The sequence below is a fragment of the Geitlerinema sp. PCC 7407 genome (assembly GCF_000317045.1).
GTDB lineage: Bacteria > Cyanobacteriota > Cyanobacteriia > PCC-7407 > PCC-7407 > PCC-7407.
This window is the reverse complement of the sequence record NC_019703.1, coordinates 1,200,348-1,221,718: the sequence shown is the minus strand read 5'-3', so window position 1 is coordinate 1,221,718 and position 21,371 is coordinate 1,200,348. Positions and strand designations below refer to the sequence as shown.

Sequence of the window (21,371 nt, the reverse complement as noted above, 5' to 3'; positions counted from 1 at the left end):
TTAAGTGCTAGCTCTCTTTCTGAACCTGATTAAACTCCAACTCAACCGGCGTATCTCGGCCAAAGATCGATAGAAGGGCTTTGAGCTTGCTACGCTCTGGGCTAACTTCTATCACCTCTCCTTCAAAGTCTTTGAAGGGACCCGAGAGAACCATAATGCGATCGCCAGCGGCCATATTGACCTTGACGACGGGTTTTTGCTCCTGGGTCTGCTTGAAGATACGCTCGACTTCGCCTGGAGAAAGCGGCATTGGCTTCACGTGACCTCTACCGCGTCCCGTACGACGGCGCTGCTCAGCCCCGACGAAGTTGATGACATTCGGGGTGTTTTTGACCACCAACCAAGTGTCATCATCCATCACCATGCGCACTAGCACATAGCCAGGGAAGACTTTCTCATCGGTTGTTTGGCGGCTGCCGTCTTTGCGGACTTTTACCGCTGGCGTTTGAGGAATTTCAATTTGCAGGATCCGGTTGGCAACGTCGAGCGTCTGGATTCGCTGTTCTAGGCTCGCTTTGACTCGCTTTTCACAACCGGATGCAACCTGCACGGCGTACCAACGAGACTCTAAAGCAAAGTTTGGCTGGCTTTCAGCGTCACCGTCGGAAAAGTTGACGTTAGTGGGTGCATCCTCAGCGAATGTCATCAGAATACCTGCTTAGCTGCCCAACTGAAGAAGTTATCGACCAAGTAAATCAGAGATGCGGACAGTGTCACCATCAAAATCACAGCGAAGGATTCGCTGATGAGCTGCTGGCGGCTCGGCCACACCACCTTGTCTAGCTCTTCTTTCGTGCCTTGAACGAAGTCCACGATGTTAAAGCCAGAGGAAGATTGTTGGACCTCTGCGTCTTCTTTTTTTGCCACTGTCCTAACCCCCTTTCGTGATCCCAAATTCTTGACGATCCTGCGCGCGATCTTCGCTATGGCTTCACGCTAGCCAGCAAGATGCCTGCGATCGCGCGATGTCCATCAATACACCAGAACAGAATCTGACAAAGACTGGTTTTCCTTGCTAAAGCTGGTCCTCAAACGATTAACCTGCCCGAGAATTACCCTTCTTGCATTGATTTGCAGGTTGGGAAGCATTCTCAGACAGGCTCATCGTGAAAGTGACTCAGCGCGCCCTGGAGGACTCGAACCCCCGACATCAGGTTTTGGAGACCTGCGTTCTACCAACTGAACTAAGAGCGCACAAGTTTTTTCTGAGCAGAATGCTCAGCCCTCTTATAGTAGGTTAGATCGGAGATTCCGTCAACCTGAGGGCTGCAAAACCTGACGACGGACTACAGTGGGCGATCGAAACGCTGCTTCAGGCGGGTTGCCTTGCCAACGCGATCGCGCAGATAGTAGAGCTTCGCACGACGAACCTTACCGCGACGAACCACCTTGATGTTGGCAACGCGAGGCGAGTGGAGCAGGAATACCCGCTCAACGCCAACACCTTGGAAGGTGCGCCGTACGGTAATGGTCGCGTTGATTCCAGAATTGCGCTTGGCAATAACGACACCCTCATAGGGCTGGGTCCGTTCTTTGCCACCTTCCTGGATGCGAACACCCACACGAATCGTGTCGCCAACGTGGATTTCAGGCAGGTCCGATTTTAGCTGCTCCGCTTCAATGGAGCGGATGATCTCCTGAGCGCCCATACAAATCCCAAAAAAGCCACAGTCTACGATGATACTCTGAGGGTCACCAAAGCGTCTAGCGATTCTGTGAAAAAGCCTCTAGCAGCAAACTGCTAGACAATAGAAATCAAGCGCTTTTTAAGCTGGAGATTAGAATCATAAATCAAATTCGCGGGTGGGGCGCCCTGCGGCGCTTTTGGGTCTTTTTCCTGGGTTGCTGGCTGCTTTTGGGCGGCGTAGATTCGGCGATCGCCGCTCCCAGTGGATCTGTTCTCAAGCAGGCTCCGACGGAGGCTCACATCAGCCTGGGCAGCGCCAGCGGTGAGCTCAAGTTTTTCCCTGGCGAGCTGACCTTCGAAGCGGGCAAGCGCTACAAGCTGATTCTGGATAATCCCAGTCCCGAAAAGCACTATTTCACGGCCAAGGACTTTGCTGACGGGATTTGGAGCCAAAAGGTCGAAGCAGGCAACGTCGAAGTGAAGGGCGCCATTCATGAGCTTGAGCTCAAGCCGGGGGCGATCGCGGAGTGGGTGTTTGTCCCCATGAAACCCGGCACCTACACGCTCCGGTGCACGATTCCAGGGCATACAGAAGCCGGCATGACAGGCCGCTTAGTCATCCAGTAGCTTCAGTCTTTCCAGGCGCTAGGGACGCCCTTGGCTAGAATATACGAAACGGTATTGTGGCTCCACTGAGGCTAGATTGACGCACCTATGAATATTCTCGGATCGCTTTTAGGCCGCGCATCGGCTCCTTCTGGACCCCGGATCAAAAAATCCCGGCGCGGCATCGAACTCAAAACGGCCCAAGAAATTGAGGTGATGCGTCAAGCTAGCCGCATCGTGGCCACAGTGCTCAAAGAAATCTCTGAGCTGGTGGAGCCGGGGATGACCACCGGAGACCTTGACGTCCACGCTGAGAAGCGAATCCGGGAGATGGGGGCTACCCCGAGCTTCAAGGGCTATCACGGGTTTCCGGCGTCTATCTGCGCCAGCATCAACGATGAAGTGGTTCACGGCATCCCTAGCGCCAAGCGTCGCCTCCGCAGCGGTGATGTGCTGAAGGTGGACACAGGGGCTTACTTTGAAGGGTTTCACGGGGATTCGTGCATCACGATCCCCGTGGGCCGCGTGTCGGAGGAGGCCCAGACCTTGATTCGGGTGGCCGAGGAAACGCTCTATCACGGCATCGCTCAAGTCAAGGCGGGAAACTATTTGCTGGACATTGCGGGGGCGGTCCAAGACCACGCAGAGGCCCACGGCTTCGCGATCGTGGAAGATTACACGGGCCACGGCGTGGGGCGCAATCTCCATGAGGAGCCGTCGGTGTTTAATTTTCGGACGCACCAGCTGCCCAATGTCCGGCTTCGGGCGGGAATGACGCTGGCGATCGAGCCCATTTTGAATGCAGGCTCGAAGGTGACGCGGACCCTCCAGGATCGCTGGACCGTGGTGACGGTGGACAAATCCCTCTCGGCCCAGTTTGAGCATACGGTGCTGGTGACTGAGGATGGCTACGAGATTTTGAGCGATCGCACCCGGGTCTAGCCGCAGCGTCCCCAGCGTGACATACTCCTACACCGATACTGACGCATACGGTGCAGGCTTCTCAGTGACCCCTGGCAACCCATCGGGCGTTTCCTGAGCTTTATTGACGGAATGCCCTACCGCCAAAGACTTGATATTGATCGCTGCATTGTGGTCACGGTCCAGCGTCAGTCCACACTCAAGACAGGCGTGAATCCTGTCCTGAAGTGTTTTAGGTACCTTGACTCCGCAGCCAGAGCAGTTCTGAGACGTACCTCTAGGATTCACTGCAACCGTAAGCAATCCAGCTCTTTCAGCCTTGACTGCCAAGATTTGCAGGAACTGGCCCCAGCCAGCATCCTGGGTCGATTTTGCGAGTCGCGTTCTCGCAATGCCTCGAATATTCAGCTTTTCATGAGCGACATGCTTCCCCTGGGATAAAAGCTTGTTTGCAACCTTGTAGTGAAAGTCTTTTCGCTGGTTCGAGACTTTCAGGTGTGCCTTGGCCACTCGTTTAATCGCCTTTTTCCGACGCTTGGAGCCTTTTTTCTTGCGTGAAAGACTGCGCTGCAACCGTTTTAGGCGCTTTTCAGCTTTGCGGTAGTGCTGGGGGATGGGTTCTTCTTGCCCTGTGTCATCTACCAAGAACGACTTCAAGCCCAGATCAATCCCAGTCGTATTTTCAAGGCTTGGAGCATCAGGTGTGAGAACAGGGACTGATGAATCCTCCAAGCTCAGAATCACATACCAGCCATCGACTTTGTAGCTGACGGTGGCAGTCTTGACCTTGGACCCTTCTGGTAAGGGACGGTGCTGAATCAGTTTCACCCAGCCAATCTTGGGCAGGTTGATCTGCTTGCCCTGGATGCAGTCTTGCTTTGCTTGCGGGAAGGTGAAGGAGCGATAGCGGCCTGCCCCTTTAAAGCGAGGTCTACCGCTTCGCTTGCCGTTGCAGTCTCCTTTGAGCCAGCGGTCAAAGGTCTTCTTGACCCGGCCAATGCAATCTTGCAGCACTTGAGAATAAATCTGCTGGTACTCCGGAAACAGAGCTTTGGAGTTCACCAGGTCTCGTTTCTGGGAGTAGAAGTCGGGATTCTCTCGCAGTTCTGGCAGGTGACAGATTAGCGGGCAAGCGTTGATGTCACAGCGGTTTTGCTCGTACCAAGAGAACCGCTCACCGAGACGGTAGTTGTACTGTCTGCGCAGCAATTCCAGCCATTCGCTTATCACGGCGACTTGACTGGAGGTTGGACGCAGTCGGTACTGGTAGGCGGTTCTCACTTAAACGTTTTAATTAGTGATACCTTTTAATTATACACTAATTGAAAGAGCATGAGCTAAATGAAAAACGATTTCTTCTCTAGAGGTCGCTCTGTATCGGACTTAAAAGCTCATTTGGTTTTGACAACCAAGTATCGAAAAAAGCTTTTCACCAAGGAGATGTTGGAGCGGCTGCATGAAATCTTTGAGGATCTTCTAGAGCGCTGGGACTGTCGAGTGATTGAGTTTAATGGGGAAGAAAATCACGTTCATTTGTTGTTTCAGTACCATCCCAGCTTGGAGTTGAGTAAGCTGGTGAACAACCTGAAAACGGTAACCAGTCGGAGGCTGCGCTCTGAGTTTGAGGAGCGGGTCTCTGAGTTCTACACCAAGGATGCGTTGTGGAATGGTTCCTATTTCATTGCGTCCTGTGGGGGCGTTACGGTCTCGACTCTCAAGCGATACATTGAGGAGCAAGACTCCCCGGCTTGAAGCACAAAAGATGGTTTGTGGCGGCGCTGGTCGCCTCTCGCGTCAAACAGGGTTCACCGACCGCCCCGCCATAAACGCGCCTTCATCTCACGCCAAATCAGAGATTATGGACGTGAGGCTTCTGGCTGAACTAGCTAAAGCAAATCTTCGAGTCCCAGGTCCTGGCGCTCTACGGGGCGATCGCTCAACACAGCGTGGAGAGTCAAGATCAGATCCTCGGCAGTGAAGGGCTTGGCCAAAAAGGCGTCAATGCGCAGACCGGCGTTTTCAATGGCGCGCAGATTGGACGATAGGCCGCTGACCACGATGATTTTGAGCTGGGGATTGATGCGCTGGAGGGTGCGAATAGTCGTCAGGCCGTCCATCAGGGGCATCATCATGTCGATGAGGGCAACTGCCACCTCCTGCTGGTGCTGGGTATAGAGGGCGATCGCCTCAATGCCATCCTGGGCCATTAGCGTGCGGTAGTTGTAAACCGCTAGGGATGCCTTAGTGATCTCGGCGATCGACGCCTCATCCTCTGCCACTAGAATCAGTTCACCCTGGCCCATCGGCAGCGGCACCTGCGCAAACTCCGCCAAGGGATCGAGATCGGTATCCACAGCGGGCAGGTAGACCCGGAAGCGCGTCCCCTTGCCTACCTCGCTGTAGACATTGATAAAGCCGCCGTGGCCCTTCACAATGCCCATCACCGTCGACAGGCCGAGCCCCGTTCCCTTGCCCCGCTCCTTTGTGGTGAAAAAGGGCTCAAAAATGCGATCGAGAATCTGCGGCGCAATGCCCATGCCCGAATCGGCGATCGTGATCACCACGTAGGGGCCTACCTGAGCGTCGAGGTTCATGCGAACGTAGTTTTCATCAATCAGCTGGTTTTCTGCGGCGATCGTCAGGGTACCGCCCTGAGGCATTGCGTCTCGGGCATTCACGCACAGGTTCATCAGCACTTGATGCAGCTGGGTGACATCCCCAGAAACCGTCCACAGGGTCCGGGCCGAAAAATCGGTGTCGATTTCGAGCAGCTTTGGGAACGTTTCCCGAATAATTTTCTCGACCTCCAGCAGCAGGTGGCCAATTTGTAGCGTAGTGCGACGTCCCTCCAAGCCTTTTGCAAAAGACAACACCTGACGCACCAAATCTGCTCCCCGCTTGGCGCTAACTTCTAGGGTGGTCAGGAGTCGCTGGCTTGCCTGATCCGGCAGCTTGGTCGACAGGAGCTGAATCGACATCAAAATCGGGGCCAGCACGTTATTGAGATCATGGGCAATTCCCCCGGCAAGGGTGCCGATGCTTTCCATTCGCTGAGCCCGCAAAAACTGCCCTTCTAGCTGTTTTCGCTCGGTAATATCGGTGTTGACCACCAGGATCGAGGTAGGTTCGCGCCGCTCATTGCGCACCAGGGTCCAGCGGCTCTCGACAATGATTTCTTGGCCGTCGCGCTGCATCTGGTGTAGCTCGCCGTGCCATTCTCCCCGCTTCTCCAAACCCTGAAACACTTCACTCGGCAGCTGATCCGAGGTCCGATAGAGAATTTGGTTCGCGTTCTTGTTGAGCACGTTTTTGGCGGGCCAGCCGTAGAGCCGCTCGGCTCCCTTGTTCCAAAACAGGATCCGATGATCGAGGCTGCGCACAATGATGGCGTCGGTGGTGATGTCCAGGAGGGCGGCCTGTTCGCGAATTTTCTGCTCGGCTTCTTTGCGCTCGGTGATGTCCATCATGGCCCCGATCATGTGGATCGGGGTGCCCCAGTCATCGTGGACAACGTATCCGCGATCGAGGACGTGGGCATAGGTGCCGTCCCAGCGCCGGAAACGGTATTCGCTAGACCAGGACTGCTGGCCGTGCTCGATGGCGGCATGCATGCTGGAAACGACGCGATCGCGATCTTGGGGGTGAATATGCTCGTACCACCAGATCGCCTCCACGCCCACCGCTTCGGCTGGGTAGTGAAACAAGGTCTGGATCGCCTCATTCCAAAACACCTGATTGCTGGCTAGGTTCCAGTCCCATACAGCATCATTGGTTGCCCGAGCCACCATCCGAAAGCGCGCTTCACTTTCGCGCAGCTGCTCTTCGGTGCGTTTCTGCTCGGTGATGTCGCGGGCGATCGCGTAGATCAGCTCCGTTTCGGGCGTGGCCGAGGCCATCCACGATAGCCAGCGATAGGAGCCATCCTGGTGGCGATAGCGGTTTTCAAAGTTGATGACCAAGCCGCCCTCTGACAGCTGTCCCAAAACCGCCTCTGTGGCTGGCCAGTCGTCAGGATGAATCCAGTGCCTGAACGAGTGGGCCATCAGCTCCGCATGGGAGTACCCCAGCACCTTCTCAAAGGAAGGGTTGATGCGCTTAAAGTAGCTGTCAAAGCCAGCAATGCAGAGCATGTCTAGCGACAGAGTAAAGAAGCGATCGCGCTCTTCCTCCATGCGCTTGCGCTCTGTGATGTCCTGACTAAAAGCAACGTACTCATAGGGCTCTCCCGTCTCGGTGATCAGAGGCACCAAGGTCGAATAGACCCAGTACAGCGAGCCATCCTTCGCGCGGTTTCGGATCTCCCCCTGCCATGCATCCCCGCGCCGGAGCTTCTGCCACAGCGTCTGAAAGAACTCCGGCGAATGGTAGCCAGAGTTTACAATTCGGTGATTTTGGCCGATCAGCTCTTCTCGCTCAAACTGAGAGATCTGGCAGAACTTATCGTTGACGTCTTTGATTTCGCCTTGGGGGTCCGTGATCGTGACGATCGAGGACTGATCCATCGCAAACTTAAAATCTGCTAGCTTTTTGAGCGAGGTTTGCAGCGCTCGCTCGGCCTGCTTGCGGGCCGTAATGTCGCTGCCAATGCCCAGGAAGCCAGTCAGGTTGCCAGCATCATCGCGCAGCGCCGTCACCGACAACAGGACCGGAAAGCGCGTCCCGTCTTTGCGAATGTAGGTCCACTCCCGCTCTTCGGCTTCGCCGCGTCGGGCCTTCGCAACGAAGACCTCAAACCCGGGTTCGATGACGCAACCGAGCTCCTGGGAGAGCGATCGCGCCCGTTCTGCGACTTCCTCGAGATCGTGAATAACCAGCGGCGTCTGGGCACCCAGCACCTCCTCAGCCCGATAGCCGAGCCAGGCCTGAGCAGCGGCATTAAAAGTCTGAATCGTGCCGTCTACGGTGGTAGAGATCACCATGTAATTGGCGCTATTGAGAATCACCCGCTGCATTTGCAGGGTTTCCTGCAAATCCATCTCCATCTGACGGCGCGCCGTGATGTCTCGCACCACTACGGCGAAGCCGCAGAGCTGCCCCTGCCCATCGCGCAGAGCCGTTGTGACCGCGTGGGCCCAAAATTCCCGGCCGTCCTGGCGACGGTGGGAGGCTTCTGCTTCATAGCTGCCTCGGTTGGCTGCCATTTCGAGGGATCGGCCCTCATCCCACTCAGGCCAGAGCTGCTGGGGAGAGCACCCCAACACCTCGACCTCCAGATAGCCATACATTTCCTCCGCCCCTGTGCTCCAGCGAGCAATCCGGCCCTGGGCATCTAGCAACAGCAGGCTGCAATCTTTGACGCTGGCCAACAAGAGCCGTAGACTTTCGTCACTGTGGCGCAGCTGCTGCTCTACTTGTTTGGCAGCGGTGATATCGACTCGATACCCCACGATCTCGGGCGGCTGCTGCGCTGGGCCGGGCACCAGTCGACACTCGTCTCGCAGCCAGCGATAGGTGCCGTCACCGTGCAAAAACCGATATTCGTAGCAAGAAGGTTCTGGCGCTAGACATTCAGATAAGCGCGCTAGCCAGCGATCGCGGTCTTCCGGATGGACATGATCCAGCCAAAAGGTAGGGTGCTCCAGAAATTGATCCACCCGGTAGCCCAGCAAAGAGGGCGCATTCTCGCTGATAAACGTTAAGGGATATCCGGTCGCCCTTCGGCTGCTGTAGACCACTGCTGGCGTTGCCAAAAGCAAGTGGTGAAGATGCTCCTGAGCCAGACGCAAAGCCGCTTCGGAGCGCTGCTGGTCGGCGATCGCCTGCTGTTGCTGAAGGCTAATTTGCAAAAGATCCGCTTGGTTGCGGCGCAGCTCCAGCAAGCTCACTACCTGCTCCGCCAAAATTTCTAGTCCCCGCAGCTGCTGCTCGCTGATCTGGCGGGGCACGCGATCAACCACGCACAGCGTTCCCAGGGGGTAGGCGTCCGGCGTCACCAGCGGTACACCGGCATAAAAGCGAATATGAGGCTCAGCCAACACGTAGGGATTGTCGCTGAAGCGCTCATCCTGAGAAGCATCCAGCACCACAAACGGCCCTGACTGCAAGATGACGTGGGTGCAAAATGCAGCATCGCGGGGTGTCTCAGCCGCCTCTAATCCGACCCGAGATTTAAACCATTGGCGATCGCGATCGACCAGCGTGATCAGCGCGATCGGCGTTTGGCAAATCGCTGCGGCTAATTGCGTCAAATTGTCAAAAGCAGCCTCTGGCCCTGAATCCAGCACCTCATAGCGGTAAAGGGCACGCAGGCGATCAGCTTCGTTTGCCGGTAAAGGAATAGAACAAGCGCGACGCGTCTCTGGCATTGGACAGGGTTAGAAACAAGAACTTTTGGGCGATCACACAGAATTCGTTATGAATTTTTAATTCAGTGATAAATCACCCTAATAGATTTATCCAAATTCTAAGACAAGTTTTGATGCCCTGACAGCGCCAAAACGCGTAGAAAAATTAAAGGCTTTCCCAAATTAGGAAAACCTTCGCAAAAGTCAACATTTTTCAAAGTATTGGCTACCGCGTTTATTGCCAAAATAGACGACCGAACCCTTTAAAGACTCAGCTTTATAGGCGATTATGCTCACGAAAGTTTTCGCAACTTTTTGCCCAAAATCAGCAATAAGAAGTCGCTTTTAAATCAACAAATTCAGCACCAAATTCCTGAATTTTCTGACAAATAGCGTCTAACAAATCCGGGCGATCGCTATCAAACCACTCAATGCGCTCATCCCCTCGAAACCAGGTTCGCTGGCGCTTCGCAAACTGGCGGGTGTGCAGTACCGTCAGCGCCTCCGCCTCCGCCCGCGAAATCTCGCCCCGCAGACACTGGCGCATCTCCTGATAGCCCAGCGTATCGAGCAGCGGTAGGCCATCTCCGTACTTCTCGACCAAGCGAGCCACCTCTGCCTCAAAGCCTCCTGCCATCATTTGGGCCGTGCGCTGCTGGATGCGCCGCGCCAGCAGATCTGGCTGAGCGCAGTCCAGCGCCACCTGCAAAATCGGGTAGCTCGGCGGGTTTTCGCCCTGCTGCTCGGAGATGGTCCGGCCCGAAACGTAAAACACTTCTAGCGCTCGCAGCGTCCGTACCAGGTCATTGGCGTGGATGCGGGCAGCAGCTACCGGATCAACCTGCTGTAAAAGGGTGTAGCAATGGGGCTGGCCCAGGGACATCAGCTGCGATCGCAGGTCTGGCTGGGGCGGCACTCGCGGAATTTTTAGGCCCTGCACCACCGCTCGGATGTAGAGGCCCGTGCCGCCCACCAGCAGGGGCGTCATGCCCACAGCGTGACAGCGGGCGATGTGCTGCTGGGCCCGCTGCTGGTAGTCTGCCAGCGTGAGGGTCTCGGTGGGCTCACAGATGTCGAGCAGGGCGTGGGGCGCTTGCTGCTGCTCGGCTAGGGATGGCTTGGCGGTCCCAATGTCAAATTCGCGATAGACCTGGCGCGAATCGGCGCTCAAAATTACGGTTTGGAAGCGCTGGGCCAGGGCGATCGCCAAGCTCGACTTCCCCGTTGCCGTCGGTCCTGCGATGACAATCAGCCCCGGCCTCGAAAAGCAGTAGTCCACCCCCTTCATAGATTGCCTCTCAAATGCCCTCAGAATCGCTTACAACCCTTTTGTGCTAAAATTTTGATATATTTTTGACGTTTTGAAGCCAAGGGCGGCTTCAAGCTGATTATCGGAGCGCTTCCTCTATGGCAAATGAATACGGTGCTGATCAGATTCAGGTCTTAGAAGGCCTTGAACCGGTTCGCAAGCGGCCAGGGATGTACATTGGCAGCACGGGGCCCCGAGGACTGCACCACCTAGTGTACGAGGTGGTGGATAACTCCGTCGACGAAGCGCTCGCGGGCTACTGCCATCAGATTCAGGTCACCTTGAATGCCGACGGCTCCGTATCGGTCACGGACGATGGGCGGGGCATTCCCACAGACGTCCATCCCCGCACGGGCCGGTCTGCCCTCGAAACCGTCATGACGGTGCTGCACGCAGGCGGCAAATTTGGCGGTGGCGGCTACAAAGTCTCAGGGGGTCTCCACGGCGTGGGGGTTTCTGTGGTCAACGCCCTCTCCGAGTGGGTCGAGGTCACGGTTTGGCGCGATCGCAAGGTTTTCAAGCATCGCTTTGAGCGGGGCGTTCCCATCGGGGAGATGAGCAGTGAACCCTATCCGGAGGCCCGGACTGGCACATCCCTCACCTTCATGCCCGACGTGCAGATTTTTACCGGGGGCATTGAGTTTGACTATGCCATTCTAGCGAGTCGTCTGCGGGAATTGGCATACCTCAACGGCGGTGTCTATATTTCCTTTACGGATAGCCGCCTGGAACTGCTCAAGAGCAATGAGCCCAAGGTTGAGGTTTACCACTACGAAGGCGGTATCCAAGAGTACATCGCTTACCTAAATCGGGACAAACAGCCGATTCATGAGGAAGTGATTTATGTCCAGGGTGAGCGCGAAGGCGTCCAGCTAGAAGTCTCGCTTCAGTGGTGCGTTGACGCCTTTACCGACAATCTTTTGGGGTTTGCCAATAACATTCGGACTGTTGACGGCGGCACTCACCTAGAAGGCCTCAAAGCAGTGCTGACCCGCACCATGAATTCGATCGCCCGCAAGCGCAACCGGCTCAAGGAGAATGAATCTAATCTGGGCGGTGAGCACATTCGCGAAGGTCTGACGGGCGTAATCTCGGTCAAAGTTCCAGATCCTGAGTTCGAGGGTCAGACCAAGACCAAGCTCGGCAACATGGAAGTGCGGGGGATCGTCGAGTCCTTCGTGGGCGAGGTGCTCACGGAATATCTGAACTTCCGGCCCGGCGTGGCAGATGCCATTCTCGAGAAGGCCATCCAGGCCTATAACGCCGCCGAGGCCGCCCGCCGCGCGCGGGAGCTGGTGCGACGCAAGTCGGTGCTGGAGTCTTCGACGCTGCCGGGCAAGCTGGCCGATTGCAGCTCTCGGGATGCCAGTGAGTCTGAGATCTTCATTGTGGAGGGGGACTCGGCAGGCGGCTCGGCCAAGCAAGGGCGCGATCGCCGCTTCCAAGCCATCTTGCCCCTGCGCGGCAAGATCCTCAACATCGAGAAAACCGACGACGCCAAAATCTACAAAAACACCGAGATTCAGGCGCTGATTACGGCTCTGGGGCTTGGCATCAAAGGCGAAGACTTTGACTCATCCCAGCTTCGCTATCACCGCATTGTCATCATGACCGACGCGGACGTCGACGGCGCCCACATTCGCACCCTGCTGCTGACGTTCTTCTATCGCTACCAGCGATCGCTCGTTGAGCAGGGCTACATCTACATCGCCTGCCCGCCCCTCTACAAGGTCGAGCGGGGCCGCAGTCACTACTATTGCTACAGCGATCGCGAACTGCAAGGCCTCATCCAGCGCGAATTTCCGCCCAACGCCAGCTACACCATTCAGCGCTTTAAGGGTCTCGGCGAAATGATGCCAACCCAGCTCTGGGAGACCACCATGAACCCAGAAACCCGCACCCTCAAGCAAGTTGAAATCGAAGACGCCGCCGAAGCCGATCGGATCTTTACGATTTTGATGGGCGATCGCGTTGCTCCCCGACGAGAATTCATCGAAACCTACGGTTCTCGCCTAAACCTCGCTGATCTCGATATCTAGATCGAGTCGCTACAGCGCTTTGGCTTGTCTGCCAGGTTCCTCACGGCCAGCAGGCAAGCCAGCGGTCCTCACTTTGCCTGCACAACTCCAAGGGCCAGCGCCAAGAAGCCACAAACTCAGCAAACCTACATCTATCCCTCAGCCTACCTCAAGAGGCTGAGGGCGTTTTTTATGCAAGTTTTTACGATGAGTGACAGCGACTTCACAAACCTTTATCGAGGAATCAACAATGAAGCGGATTTCTAAACTTCTTTTGGTCGGCTTCTTGGGCATCGGCAGTGTCGTTGGCCTGGCAGCCTGCTCCACCACCGGCCAAGGCGATCTCAGTACCCAGCCCTCCGGCGAGTCTGACTACTCCGCCCAGCCCGGCAGCGAGAACCCCCAAGCCGCCACAGGCGACGCCGCCAACAGCGAAGCAACCATGGCGTCTAGCAACACCGGCACCGTCCTAGAAGTTGCTGAAGAGCAGGGCTCTTTCAACACCCTGACCCAGGCCATCGAGGCAGCTGACCTAGAAGCCACCCTCAATGGCGAAGGCCCATATACCATCTTTGCGCCCACGGATGCAGCCTTTGCCGCTTTACCCGCAGGCACCGTCGAGGAGCTCCTCAAGCCCGAAAACAAAGTCGCCCTCACCCAGCTTCTGACCTACCACGTCATTCCCGGTGAAGTCACCTCTGCCCAGCTTTCCTCTGGAGAGGTACAAACCGTTGAAGGCACCCCTGTGGCGATCCAAGTTGATGGCACAGCCGTCCGAGTTAACGACGCTCAAGTTGTACAGCCTGACGTACTGGCCAGCAATGGCGTCATTCACGTCGTGGACCGAGTGATCTTGCCCAGCGACATTCAGTCCCAAATCGAAGGCGGCGCCACAACTGAGCCCGCTCCGGCCACCAACTAGACCGGCCTCGCTGATCACAGTATCCGTGGGAATCGGAGGAACACTTCGGCCCCGCCTAGGCGGGGCCGACTTTTTGGAGATTGCTGCTGGTAGATCGCTGCTCAAGCGGGTTCTTGACATCCTCCCTTCCGTAAACGAGAGGGATTCCTTAAACCTCACGATTTAGCCAAAGCAGCAGAAGCCTCACGCCATAATCTTTGATTTGGCGTTGAGATGAATGCGAGCGAGCGAACGACACTCCTCTGACCTATGCCGCAGGCCCGAGCAGGGGAGAGGGAGGAAACGAGCAAACCTCTCATGATGCAAAACGGGTGTGAGATAATCAGGCTAAGGGTTTGAGCTAATCGCCGCCCTGAAACTTGAACCTTGACAACCTGGAATATGGGGTTCTGCCTGGAAACAGACGATTCGTCGCCCCATCTGTGGGCAGGTAAAATTCCAGCAGTACAAAGGAGAGAACAACACTCTTTGTATTGTTCCGGTGCGGTGGGGCATCCCGTATCGTCAATAAAGCTCAGGAAACGCCCGATGGGATACCAGGGGTCACTGAGAAGCCTACGCTGCATACGTCAGTATCAGCGTAGGAGTATGTCACGTTTCTGCTTCATAGCAACTGCCTCTACCCTCAAGGAGTTTTATGGTCTTACGTTCGCTCCACAGACTATCCCCGCAAGCCCTGCGGTTCTTAAGTGTCGATTCTCAACAGAAAAAAGACTGTTGTTGGTTGATTCAAGGGGTGGACTGCCCATTGCCCTCTCCTCTTTTCCCGGTCTACCGATTTGTCTGCGCCGCCAGTTTCCTGGACTTCGCTCGTTAGACTGTCTGAATCCATCGTCTCGGGTGGGTCAGTGACCGCCCCGATTCTATCTCGTAAAGCCGTCCTGAAGGACGGGGTTTCAAACCCATTTTTCTGATGAAGCGTGCTAGAGAGGCTGTTGGGATTTCAGCAGTGTAAGAAATTTTAATGAAATTTCTCATCAAATCGGTCTACCTTAGCAATTTAGGTGGTTTTTTGTCTTTCTCCTTCGTACGGGTTGAAACAGCCGCAGTCAAATTTAACATTAGGAAATTTCACTAATGAGTAGCAATTTAGCAACCAAGCTACGTGAGGGCACCAAAAAGTCCCACACGATGGCTGAGAACGTTGGTTTCGTTAAGTGCTTTCTGAAGGGAGTCGTTGAGAAGAACTCCTATCGGAAGCTGGTTGCCAACCTTTACTTCGTCTACTCCGCGATGGAAGAAGAGATGGAGCGTCACCGGGAGCATCCCATCGTCTCCAAGATTTACTTCTCTGAACTCGACCGGAAAGAGAGCCTTGAGAAGGATTTGAGCTACTACTTTGGCGCTAACTGGCGGGCTCAGGTGGCTCCTTCGGATGCTGCTGAGGCCTATATTGCCCGGATTCGTGAGATTTCCAACACCGCTCCAGAACTGTTGGTTGCTCACTCCTACACGCGCTATCTTGGCGACCTGTCGGGTGGGCAAATTCTCAAGAACATCGCTAAGCGCGGGATGAACCTAGCCGATGGCGAGGGAACCAACTTCTACGAGTTTGAGCACATTGATGACGAGAAGGCCTTCAAGGGGACCTACCGTCAGGCGCTCGATGAGCTGCCCGTGGACGACGCTACGGCAGACCGCATTGTGGATGAGGCCAACGATGCTTTTGGCATGAACATGAAGATGTTCCAAGAGCTGGAAGGCAACCTGGTTATGGCGATCGGCCGCATGCTGTTCAACTCTCTGACTCGTCGTCGGGGCCGGGGCAGCACGGAGCTGGCTACGGCTGAGTAATGCGTCGTGCGTCGCTCTAGAACGCTTTGATTGCGCGATGATCGCGTAGTTGATTCTTGATAGCCCTGGAAACTGGGTGGCTGTGAGGCAGTCGCTGGGTTTCCAGGGCTATTTGGCGTGTAGGGGCGCTGCGATCGCGGCAGCGCGGAGCTGGTCGCTAGATGTAGGCCTGGATGTCTTCACCGCAGTGATCGGCCAGGTAGCACAGGGAGCGGAAGCGCAAGCTTACTAGCTGTTCGTAGAGGGGGTTGAGCTTGCAGAGGGGAGGAATGTGGGCGATCGCTCGTCCAGCGATGATGATGTCTCGCTCAAAAGGGCACTGGGCTGGAATCAGGCGGCAGAAAAGACGGGCAGTTTGAGGATTGCGGATCTCGATAGCATCGATCCAGTAACGCAGTGGTGCAAAGAACATGTCAAACACCTTCAAAATCAATTGGCTCTGCTGAGAGTCGTTGCCGATCAGAGAAGCGCTTTGAGACAGCAACGACGGAACGGAAGTAGGCATTCGCAGGACTCAGACGGCGAGGAAGTATGTAGGGCAGCGCCCTCTGGACCAGAATGCTCTACTTTTAGGATACAAAATGTAACAGAAGATTCCATAAAGGGTTGAAAAAAGAGGATTCCCTTTTAGTCAAATTCCTATGAATTCTCAGCGGATGGTTTTGGGGTACAGGAGGGGCGATCGCTCCTGGGGCCGATGGTGAGCGCGATCGCTTCTGGGTGGAGTCTGGGACTGGCGATCGCCCAATATGGCATTTTGGCCCTGAGCTATCTTGGGCTCGCGTTGGGCTATGTGCCTGGATTTCGGATGAACCGGGCCACGATTGCTCTAACGAGCTCAGCATTCTTGATCGGTCTGGGCGTTCTGCCGCTCCAAGAGGCTTGGCAGTCGATCGACGCAACGACCCTGGTGTTTTTGCTCAGCACCATGGTGCTCAACGCCAATCTGGCCTACGCTGGCTTTTTCCAGGTGGTGCTGGCGTCTCTTTTGCGGGTGACTCGGAGCCCCTTTGGCGTGCTGGTGGTGCTGACCTTTGGGAGTGGGCTCCTGTCAGCGCTGTTTCTCAATGACACTCTGGCGATTCTCTGCACGCCTTTGGTGCTAGCGCTCACCCAAACGCTCCGCTTGCCGCCCGTGCCCTACCTGCTGGCGCTGGCGGCATCGACGAACGTGGGCTCTGTGGCCACCCTGAGCGGCAATCCGCAGAATATTTTGGTGGGTTCCTTTTCCCAGATTGGGTATGTGCCCTTTGCCCAGGCGCTGGGGCCGGTGGCGGTGGCAGGGCTGACGGTGCAAGTTGGTCTGCTGGGGTGGCTGTATCCTGCGGTGCGATCGCTGCAGCCCCAGCCGGGGGAGGTTGCGCTGCAGCCAAGGGTGTTTCGTCCCCTCTTGGTCAAAAGTCTTTGGGTCACTGCGGGGCTGCTGCTGGCGTTTGTGGTCGGGGCTCCGCTGGCGAATTCAGCCTTTGTGGCGGCGGCTATTTTGCTGATCACGCGCCGCATCAAGCCCCAGCGAATCCTGCGGGAGGTGGACTGGAATCTGCTGGTTTTATTTTCGGGGCTGTTTATTCTTAGTCGCTGCACGCAGGTCCTGGATCTGCTGACGCCGTTTCAGCAGTGGGTCGCGACGCCCTGGGGGCTCTGCGGGGTCACGACGGTGCTGTCAAACGTGATTTCTAATGTGCCAGCGGTGCTGTTGATCCAGCCGCTGATTCCTCGGGAAGAGACGCAGTCTTGGCTGCTGCTGGCGGCTAGCTCGACCTTGGCGGGCAACCTGACGCTGTTTGGGGCGATCGCCAACTTGATTGTGGTGGAAGCGGCTGAAAAGCTGGGCCATCGACTGTCTTTTTGGGAGCACTTCCGGTTTGGACTACCGCTGACGGCAATCACTTTGGCGATCGCCTACGCCTGGATTGTCTGGGTGCTCTAGTCGACGACTTTCGCCTGAGCCAAAAAGGCTCGAAAGCGCTCGTCTTCTTGGCGATAGCGCTCTGCTGCTTGGGCCAGCTCTGCCGCTGAGATCTCGCCATCGGCGTGGCGTTCTTGGGCCAGCTCGTACTCCAGCTTGCTGATTTGGTAGGCCTGCTGACGCAGCGTCCCCTCGATGTCGCCAGTCCAGTTGGTAAAGCCCAGGGTTTGGGTTTCTGGATCGGTGTTGCCGACGGGGGCGATCGCCTCGGAGCGGCTCACCCGGGTCAAGCGCCGAAAGCTCACGAGGGCGGCTCGCACTTGCTCTAGGCGATCGAGGGCATTTTGGGGCGCAAAGCGATCGCCCAAGGTCACAGCCAGGGGCTCATCGGGGCTCACGGCGCTTTCCGAGAGAGCCAGCGGCTTTGCAGGCGGCTCTGAGGATGCCTGGGGCTGTAGCAAAGACACCACCGGCACCAGCACCATCAGCACCGCCGTCACCAGAATCGATCGTTGAATTGCCATGTTGAGTCCCCTCTGCCCTCGGTAGATTTGTGGTGAGCCCAGGCATGATCGGCTAGGGCGCGATCGCCCCTGCAACGTTTCACTTTCCCGATCGCCACTCAATCTTCTTTACAGAGCTACTCGGCGGATTTCCGGTCCCAATTTTCTCGGCGCTGGAGGGGATTGATCCACTCGTTGAGTCCTTCGCCCAGGAGCGACAGTCCCACGACCATCAGGGTCATCGACAAGCCGGGGAATAGCGTTGTCCACCAAATGCCCGTCGGCAAGGCGTCCAGAGCCTGACGCAGGTCGTAGCCCCACTCGGGAACGCCCTCCGGCAGACCCAGACCCAGAAAGCCCAGCCCCCCCAGAGTCAAGATCGCATCAGCTGCGTTCAGGGTAAACAGGACAGGCACACTCTGGATCACATTGAGAAATAGATAGCGCGACAGCACCGTCCAGGTCGAAGCTCCCATGGCCTGGGCCGCTTCCACAAACAGCTCGGTCTTGACGCTGACGGTGTGGTTACGAACGACGCGGTAGTACTGAGGGATGTAGGAAATGCTGAGGGCGATCGCCGCATTGAGCACCCCGCGACCCACGACAAACGCCAGCGTCACCGACAGCAGCAGCCCCGGCAGCGTGTAAATCGTATCCATCAGAAACAGCAGCACCCGATCGAGGCGTCCTCCCACATAGCCGCTTACCAGCCCCAGGGGAACACCCCCCAGCAAGCTAATCACCGTCGCCAACACCACCACCTGCCACGCCGCCTGACTGCCAAACAGCGCCCGCGAAAACACGTCATAGCCCTGCCGCGTTGTGCCAAACCAGTGGGCGCCAGAGGGCGGCTCATGGATGGGATTGATCAAAGAGGCGGTGGGGTCTTGAATCCAGCCCCAAGCCTGCATCACTGGCGCCAGCAGCGCCAGCACCACAAACACTAGCGTCATCCCCAGACCAATCAGGGTCAGCTGAGCTGACAGGTTGCGAGAGCCCGCGCGGGACAAAAACCTTGGAATGCGGAATTTGGTGAAAGTCATGGGCCACAGGAGGATTGCAAAATGGGCTGAAGGCTACACTAGCAGCTCCAGGAACCGGACCCAAGCCCTAGCTTGCGCAGGGCTGCTTCTGCCGCTCGCTTACTGGCTTCTTGCTTGCTGCGATCGCAGCCGATCCCGTAGCACTCGTCCCCAATCCACACCGACAGCGTGAAGGTTTTGGCGTGATCAGGCCCAGACTGATTCACCAGCTGGTATCGGGGAAGCTGGTGGGTTTCCTGGGCCAAAGCCCACTGCTGCAAGTAGGTCTTGGCATCAATGGAAGGCTGACTGTCGACCCATTCCTGGAGCAGCGGCCCAAACAAACGTTCGACATAGACCTGGACCGCATCGATCCCAGAATCCAGAAAATACGCGCCAATCACCGCTTCGAAAGCGCTGCTGAGCAGGGAAGGGTTTTGGCGACCATCTGCTTTAGCCACGCCCCGCCCCAAGCGCAGGTGATTTCCCAAATCTAGGGCGATCGCCACCTTGGCCAGTTGCGTCTGGTCCACCAGCATCGATCGCCGTCGAGTCATTTCCCCTTCTGGCATCGTCGGATAGCGGCGATACAGCAGCGCTCCCACCAAAAACCCCAGTACCGCGTCCCCCAAAAACTCTAGGCGCTCGTTATCATCGCCTGCCTCTGGGTGTTCGTTCACGTAGGAGCGATGGGTCAGTGCCCGCCTCAACAGCCCTTCGTCTCGCTGAAATTTGGGTAGAGATGTTTCAGTCATAGCGTCTCCTGTTAGCTGATTTTTTGTAGGAAGCAGAAGGGCTGAGCAAGGACGATCGCCCTCTCTCTAGCCTCTCTAGACAGTCCGAGTTTTCACGGAATTTGTTATGAAATTCTTAACAATTACTCAAATAGCCGATCTATCAAAGCCTTGGAGCATCAAAACATCCGCTAAACTTGTAATTTTTCAATAAGCATTTGCAATGTCTTTGCCCAGCAAAAATGCACTATTACTTATGAATTAGCTGCTAAGGTAAAGAAACATATCACTTCAATCCCGGTCTTTACCGCTCAACGATGGTTATTCCCACCACTTTGCAGCCACCACAACGGGTTCCCTCTCCAACACCCGCCACCACCGGTAGCACTCGGACCGTCTTCTGTGATTTTGACGGCCCCATCATCAACGTCTCTGCCCGCTACTACAGCACCTATCGTCTTGCCCTCGCTGACACCCAGACGCTTCTCGAAAAGCAAGGTCACGACATCCACTGCTGCCCGCTCAGTGCTGACCAGTTTTGGCAAATGAAGCAAGAGCGCGTTCCCGATGTGGAAATTGCGATGCGATCGGGCCTGACCCTACCTCAGACCGAGCTGTTCTTGCAGCGCGTCAACACTTTGGTCAATCAGCCGGCCCTGCTGCACAAAGACTCCCTCCAAGAAGGCGTCTCCCATGCGCTCCTACAGCTGCGCGATCGCGGGCTGCGCGTCGTGCTGGTGACCCTGCGCTGCCAGGAGCAGGTGACTGAGCTTCTCGAGAGCTACGACCTGGATGGCATCTTCGATGGCATCTACGGCACCCAAGACTGCCAGATTGCTTACCACAACCAAGCTGAGCTCAAGACGCAGCTTTTGCGAGAGGCGATCGCGGCCGAGACCCATCTGGGCCACAGCCCCCTGTGCATGATTGGCGACACCGAAGCAGACATCCTGGCAGGGCAGCAAGCGGGCATCCCGACCCTCGCGCTCACCTGCGGCATCCGCAGCGATCGCTATCTGCGCACCTTCAACCCCACTTATATCCATCAGGACCTAGTCACCGCCGTTCAGCAGCTTCTAGGCTGCCCCAAGCTGTTTTAGGGCGACTGGTTGCGCAACTCCATTTCACTCCACCAGCGATTGAGCGGGAAATAAATAACCGGTGCCCAGAGGCTGCTCAAAATCGCTGAGCTCAGAGCCACCAGCTGGTGATAGTTCCAGATTTCCGTCAGCGTCAAGTAAGGCGTTGTGCGGGGCAGACGAGCTAGGGGAATCGCCAAGCCCGTGTCGCCGTGCAAAGAGAACTGTAGGGCGATGATCGTTTCAGCCACAACTGCCATTCCGAAGACAATCAGCGCCACAGAGATAAAGTCTTCCTGGACATAGCGTTGTTTTTGTAGTCGCGCCGTCAGAATCCCAACCACCATCAAGCTGAGCGCGTGAGTTGGCTGAGGCGAAGTCATACCGTCTTGAACCAGACCCAGTACCAGTCCCGCCAAGGCTCCCTGAAACGCTGTTCGCTTGACGCTCCAGGCAACCACCCAGATTAGCAGCCAGTTCGGGCCAATTCCCGAGATTTCCATACCGGGCAGACGCGTAGGCAGCACCAATAGGCACAGCAGAACCGACGCTACGGTGACGCTCCAGTTCAAAATCGGACGCGATCGCGAACTTGCGAGGAGACCATCAATCAGAGAGCGGGTTCTTTTGATCGAAAACACGG

19 protein-coding genes and 1 tRNA gene are annotated in these 21,371 nt (G+C 56.2%); 8 read left to right on the top strand and 12 right to left on the bottom strand.

Translation table 11 applies throughout. The annotated features are described in order from the left end of the window. Window positions 1-7: 7 nt before the first annotated feature. The 4 genes from nusG to rplS form a co-directional block, all read right to left on the bottom strand. On the bottom strand, window positions 8-646 hold the full coding sequence (gene nusG / locus GEI7407_RS05210; RefSeq protein WP_015171088.1) for a transcription termination/antitermination protein NusG: 639 nt from the start codon (window positions 644-646) through the stop codon (window positions 8-10). Next, window positions 646-867 (bottom strand): preprotein translocase subunit SecE, encoded by a 222-nt coding sequence (secE, locus tag GEI7407_RS05205; protein WP_015171087.1) that lies wholly within the window; start codon window positions 865-867, stop codon window positions 646-648. Before secE ends, nusG begins: the two co-directional genes overlap by 1 nt. A 254-nt stretch (window positions 868-1,121) precedes the next feature. Continuing rightward, window positions 1,122-1,194, bottom strand: a tRNA-Trp gene (locus tag GEI7407_RS05200). A 92-nt stretch (window positions 1,195-1,286) separates the two neighbouring features. After that, complete coding sequence (gene rplS, locus GEI7407_RS05195) at window positions 1,287-1,649, bottom strand: 50S ribosomal protein L19 (protein ID WP_015171086.1); 363 nt, start codon at window positions 1,647-1,649, stop codon at window positions 1,287-1,289. 206 nt (window positions 1,650-1,855) lie between these two features. Between rplS and GEI7407_RS05190 the strand changes: the two genes are divergently transcribed. Both GEI7407_RS05190 and map read left to right on the top strand, forming a co-directional pair. After that, window positions 1,856-2,254 carry a plastocyanin/azurin family copper-binding protein gene (locus GEI7407_RS05190; protein ID WP_015171085.1) on the top strand — a complete coding sequence of 133 codons (399 nt, stop codon included), beginning with the start codon at window positions 1,856-1,858 and terminating at the stop codon, window positions 2,252-2,254. Between the two features lie 87 nt (window positions 2,255-2,341). Further along, the gene (gene map, locus GEI7407_RS05185) at window positions 2,342-3,175 is read left to right on the top strand and encodes a type I methionyl aminopeptidase (RefSeq protein WP_015171084.1); all 834 of its coding nucleotides are present in this window, start codon (window positions 2,342-2,344) and stop codon (window positions 3,173-3,175) included. 27 nt (window positions 3,176-3,202) lie between these two features. Here map and GEI7407_RS05180 read toward each other — a convergent pair whose 3' ends face one another. Next, window positions 3,203-4,435 carry an RNA-guided endonuclease TnpB family protein gene (locus GEI7407_RS05180; RefSeq protein WP_015171083.1) on the bottom strand — a complete coding sequence of 411 codons (1,233 nt, stop codon included), beginning with the start codon at window positions 4,433-4,435 and terminating at the stop codon, window positions 3,203-3,205. A gap of 60 nt (window positions 4,436-4,495) precedes the next feature. Here GEI7407_RS05180 and tnpA point away from each other — a divergent pair, with 60 nt between their 5' ends. Continuing rightward, the gene (gene tnpA / locus GEI7407_RS05175; RefSeq protein ID WP_015171082.1) at window positions 4,496-4,906 is read left to right on the top strand and encodes an IS200/IS605 family transposase; all 411 of its coding nucleotides are present in this window, start codon (window positions 4,496-4,498) and stop codon (window positions 4,904-4,906) included. A gap of 134 nt (window positions 4,907-5,040) precedes the next feature. Here the strand turns inward: tnpA and GEI7407_RS19350 are convergent, their stop codons facing one another. Together GEI7407_RS19350 and miaA are read right to left on the bottom strand one after the other, a co-directional pair. After that, the gene (locus tag GEI7407_RS19350) at window positions 5,041-9,459 is read right to left on the bottom strand and encodes a PAS domain S-box protein (protein ID WP_015171081.1); all 4,419 of its coding nucleotides are present in this window, start codon (window positions 9,457-9,459) and stop codon (window positions 5,041-5,043) included. Window positions 9,460-9,763: 304 nt separating this feature from the next. Then, window positions 9,764-10,726, bottom strand: a complete 963-nt coding sequence (gene miaA / locus GEI7407_RS05165; protein ID WP_015171080.1) for a tRNA (adenosine(37)-N6)-dimethylallyltransferase MiaA — start codon at window positions 10,724-10,726, stop codon at window positions 9,764-9,766. Window positions 10,727-10,845: 119 nt separating this feature from the next. Between miaA and gyrB the strand changes: the two genes are divergently transcribed. The 3 genes from gyrB (at window position 10,846) to GEI7407_RS05150 (ending at window position 15,481) form a co-directional block, all read left to right on the top strand. Further along, the gene (gene gyrB, locus GEI7407_RS05160; RefSeq protein WP_015171079.1) at window positions 10,846-12,786 is read left to right on the top strand and encodes a DNA topoisomerase (ATP-hydrolyzing) subunit B; all 1,941 of its coding nucleotides are present in this window, start codon (window positions 10,846-10,848) and stop codon (window positions 12,784-12,786) included. 229 nt (window positions 12,787-13,015) lie between these two features. Then, window positions 13,016-13,687, top strand: a complete 672-nt coding sequence (locus GEI7407_RS05155) for a fasciclin domain-containing protein (protein ID WP_015171078.1) — start codon at window positions 13,016-13,018, stop codon at window positions 13,685-13,687. A 1,077-nt stretch (window positions 13,688-14,764) separates the two neighbouring features. Beyond that, complete coding sequence (locus GEI7407_RS05150; protein ID WP_015171077.1) at window positions 14,765-15,481, top strand: heme oxygenase (biliverdin-producing); 717 nt, start codon at window positions 14,765-14,767, stop codon at window positions 15,479-15,481. Window positions 15,482-15,638: 157 nt separating this feature from the next. On the opposite strand, the gene GEI7407_RS05145 is transcribed toward GEI7407_RS05150, so the two are convergent. Next, window positions 15,639-15,986 carry a Mo-dependent nitrogenase C-terminal domain-containing protein gene (locus tag GEI7407_RS05145; protein ID WP_015171076.1) on the bottom strand — a complete coding sequence of 116 codons (348 nt, stop codon included), beginning with the start codon at window positions 15,984-15,986 and terminating at the stop codon, window positions 15,639-15,641. A gap of 192 nt (window positions 15,987-16,178) precedes the next feature. Between GEI7407_RS05145 and GEI7407_RS05140 the strand changes: the two genes are divergently transcribed. Then, the gene (locus GEI7407_RS05140; protein ID WP_015171075.1) at window positions 16,179-17,411 is read left to right on the top strand and encodes an anion transporter; all 1,233 of its coding nucleotides are present in this window, start codon (window positions 16,179-16,181) and stop codon (window positions 17,409-17,411) included. Here the strand turns inward: GEI7407_RS05140 and GEI7407_RS05135 are convergent. The 3 genes from GEI7407_RS05135 to rnc form a co-directional block, all read right to left on the bottom strand. Continuing rightward, entirely contained in the window at window positions 17,408-17,914 is a 507-nt protein-coding gene (locus GEI7407_RS05135) for a hypothetical protein (protein WP_015171074.1), read from the bottom strand. The two genes, GEI7407_RS05140 and GEI7407_RS05135, sit on opposite strands and share 4 nt — an antisense overlap. A 116-nt stretch (window positions 17,915-18,030) precedes the next feature. After that, window positions 18,031-18,936, bottom strand: coding sequence for an ABC transporter permease (locus GEI7407_RS05130; RefSeq protein WP_015171073.1), 906 nt, complete (start codon window positions 18,934-18,936; stop codon window positions 18,031-18,033). Between the two features lie 38 nt (window positions 18,937-18,974). Further along, window positions 18,975-19,670, bottom strand: a complete 696-nt coding sequence (gene rnc, locus GEI7407_RS05125; protein WP_015171072.1) for a ribonuclease III — start codon at window positions 19,668-19,670, stop codon at window positions 18,975-18,977. Between the two features lie 296 nt (window positions 19,671-19,966). Here rnc and GEI7407_RS05120 point away from each other — a divergent pair, with 296 nt between their 5' ends. Continuing rightward, window positions 19,967-20,749, top strand: coding sequence for an HAD family hydrolase (locus GEI7407_RS05120; protein WP_015171071.1), 783 nt, complete (start codon window positions 19,967-19,969; stop codon window positions 20,747-20,749). On the opposite strand, the gene mreD is transcribed toward GEI7407_RS05120, so the two are convergent. Further along, window positions 20,746-21,369, bottom strand: coding sequence for a rod shape-determining protein MreD (gene mreD, locus GEI7407_RS05115; RefSeq protein WP_015171070.1), 624 nt, complete (start codon window positions 21,367-21,369; stop codon window positions 20,746-20,748). The genes GEI7407_RS05120 and mreD overlap by 4 nt on opposite strands. Window positions 21,370-21,371: the final 2 nt, after the last annotated feature.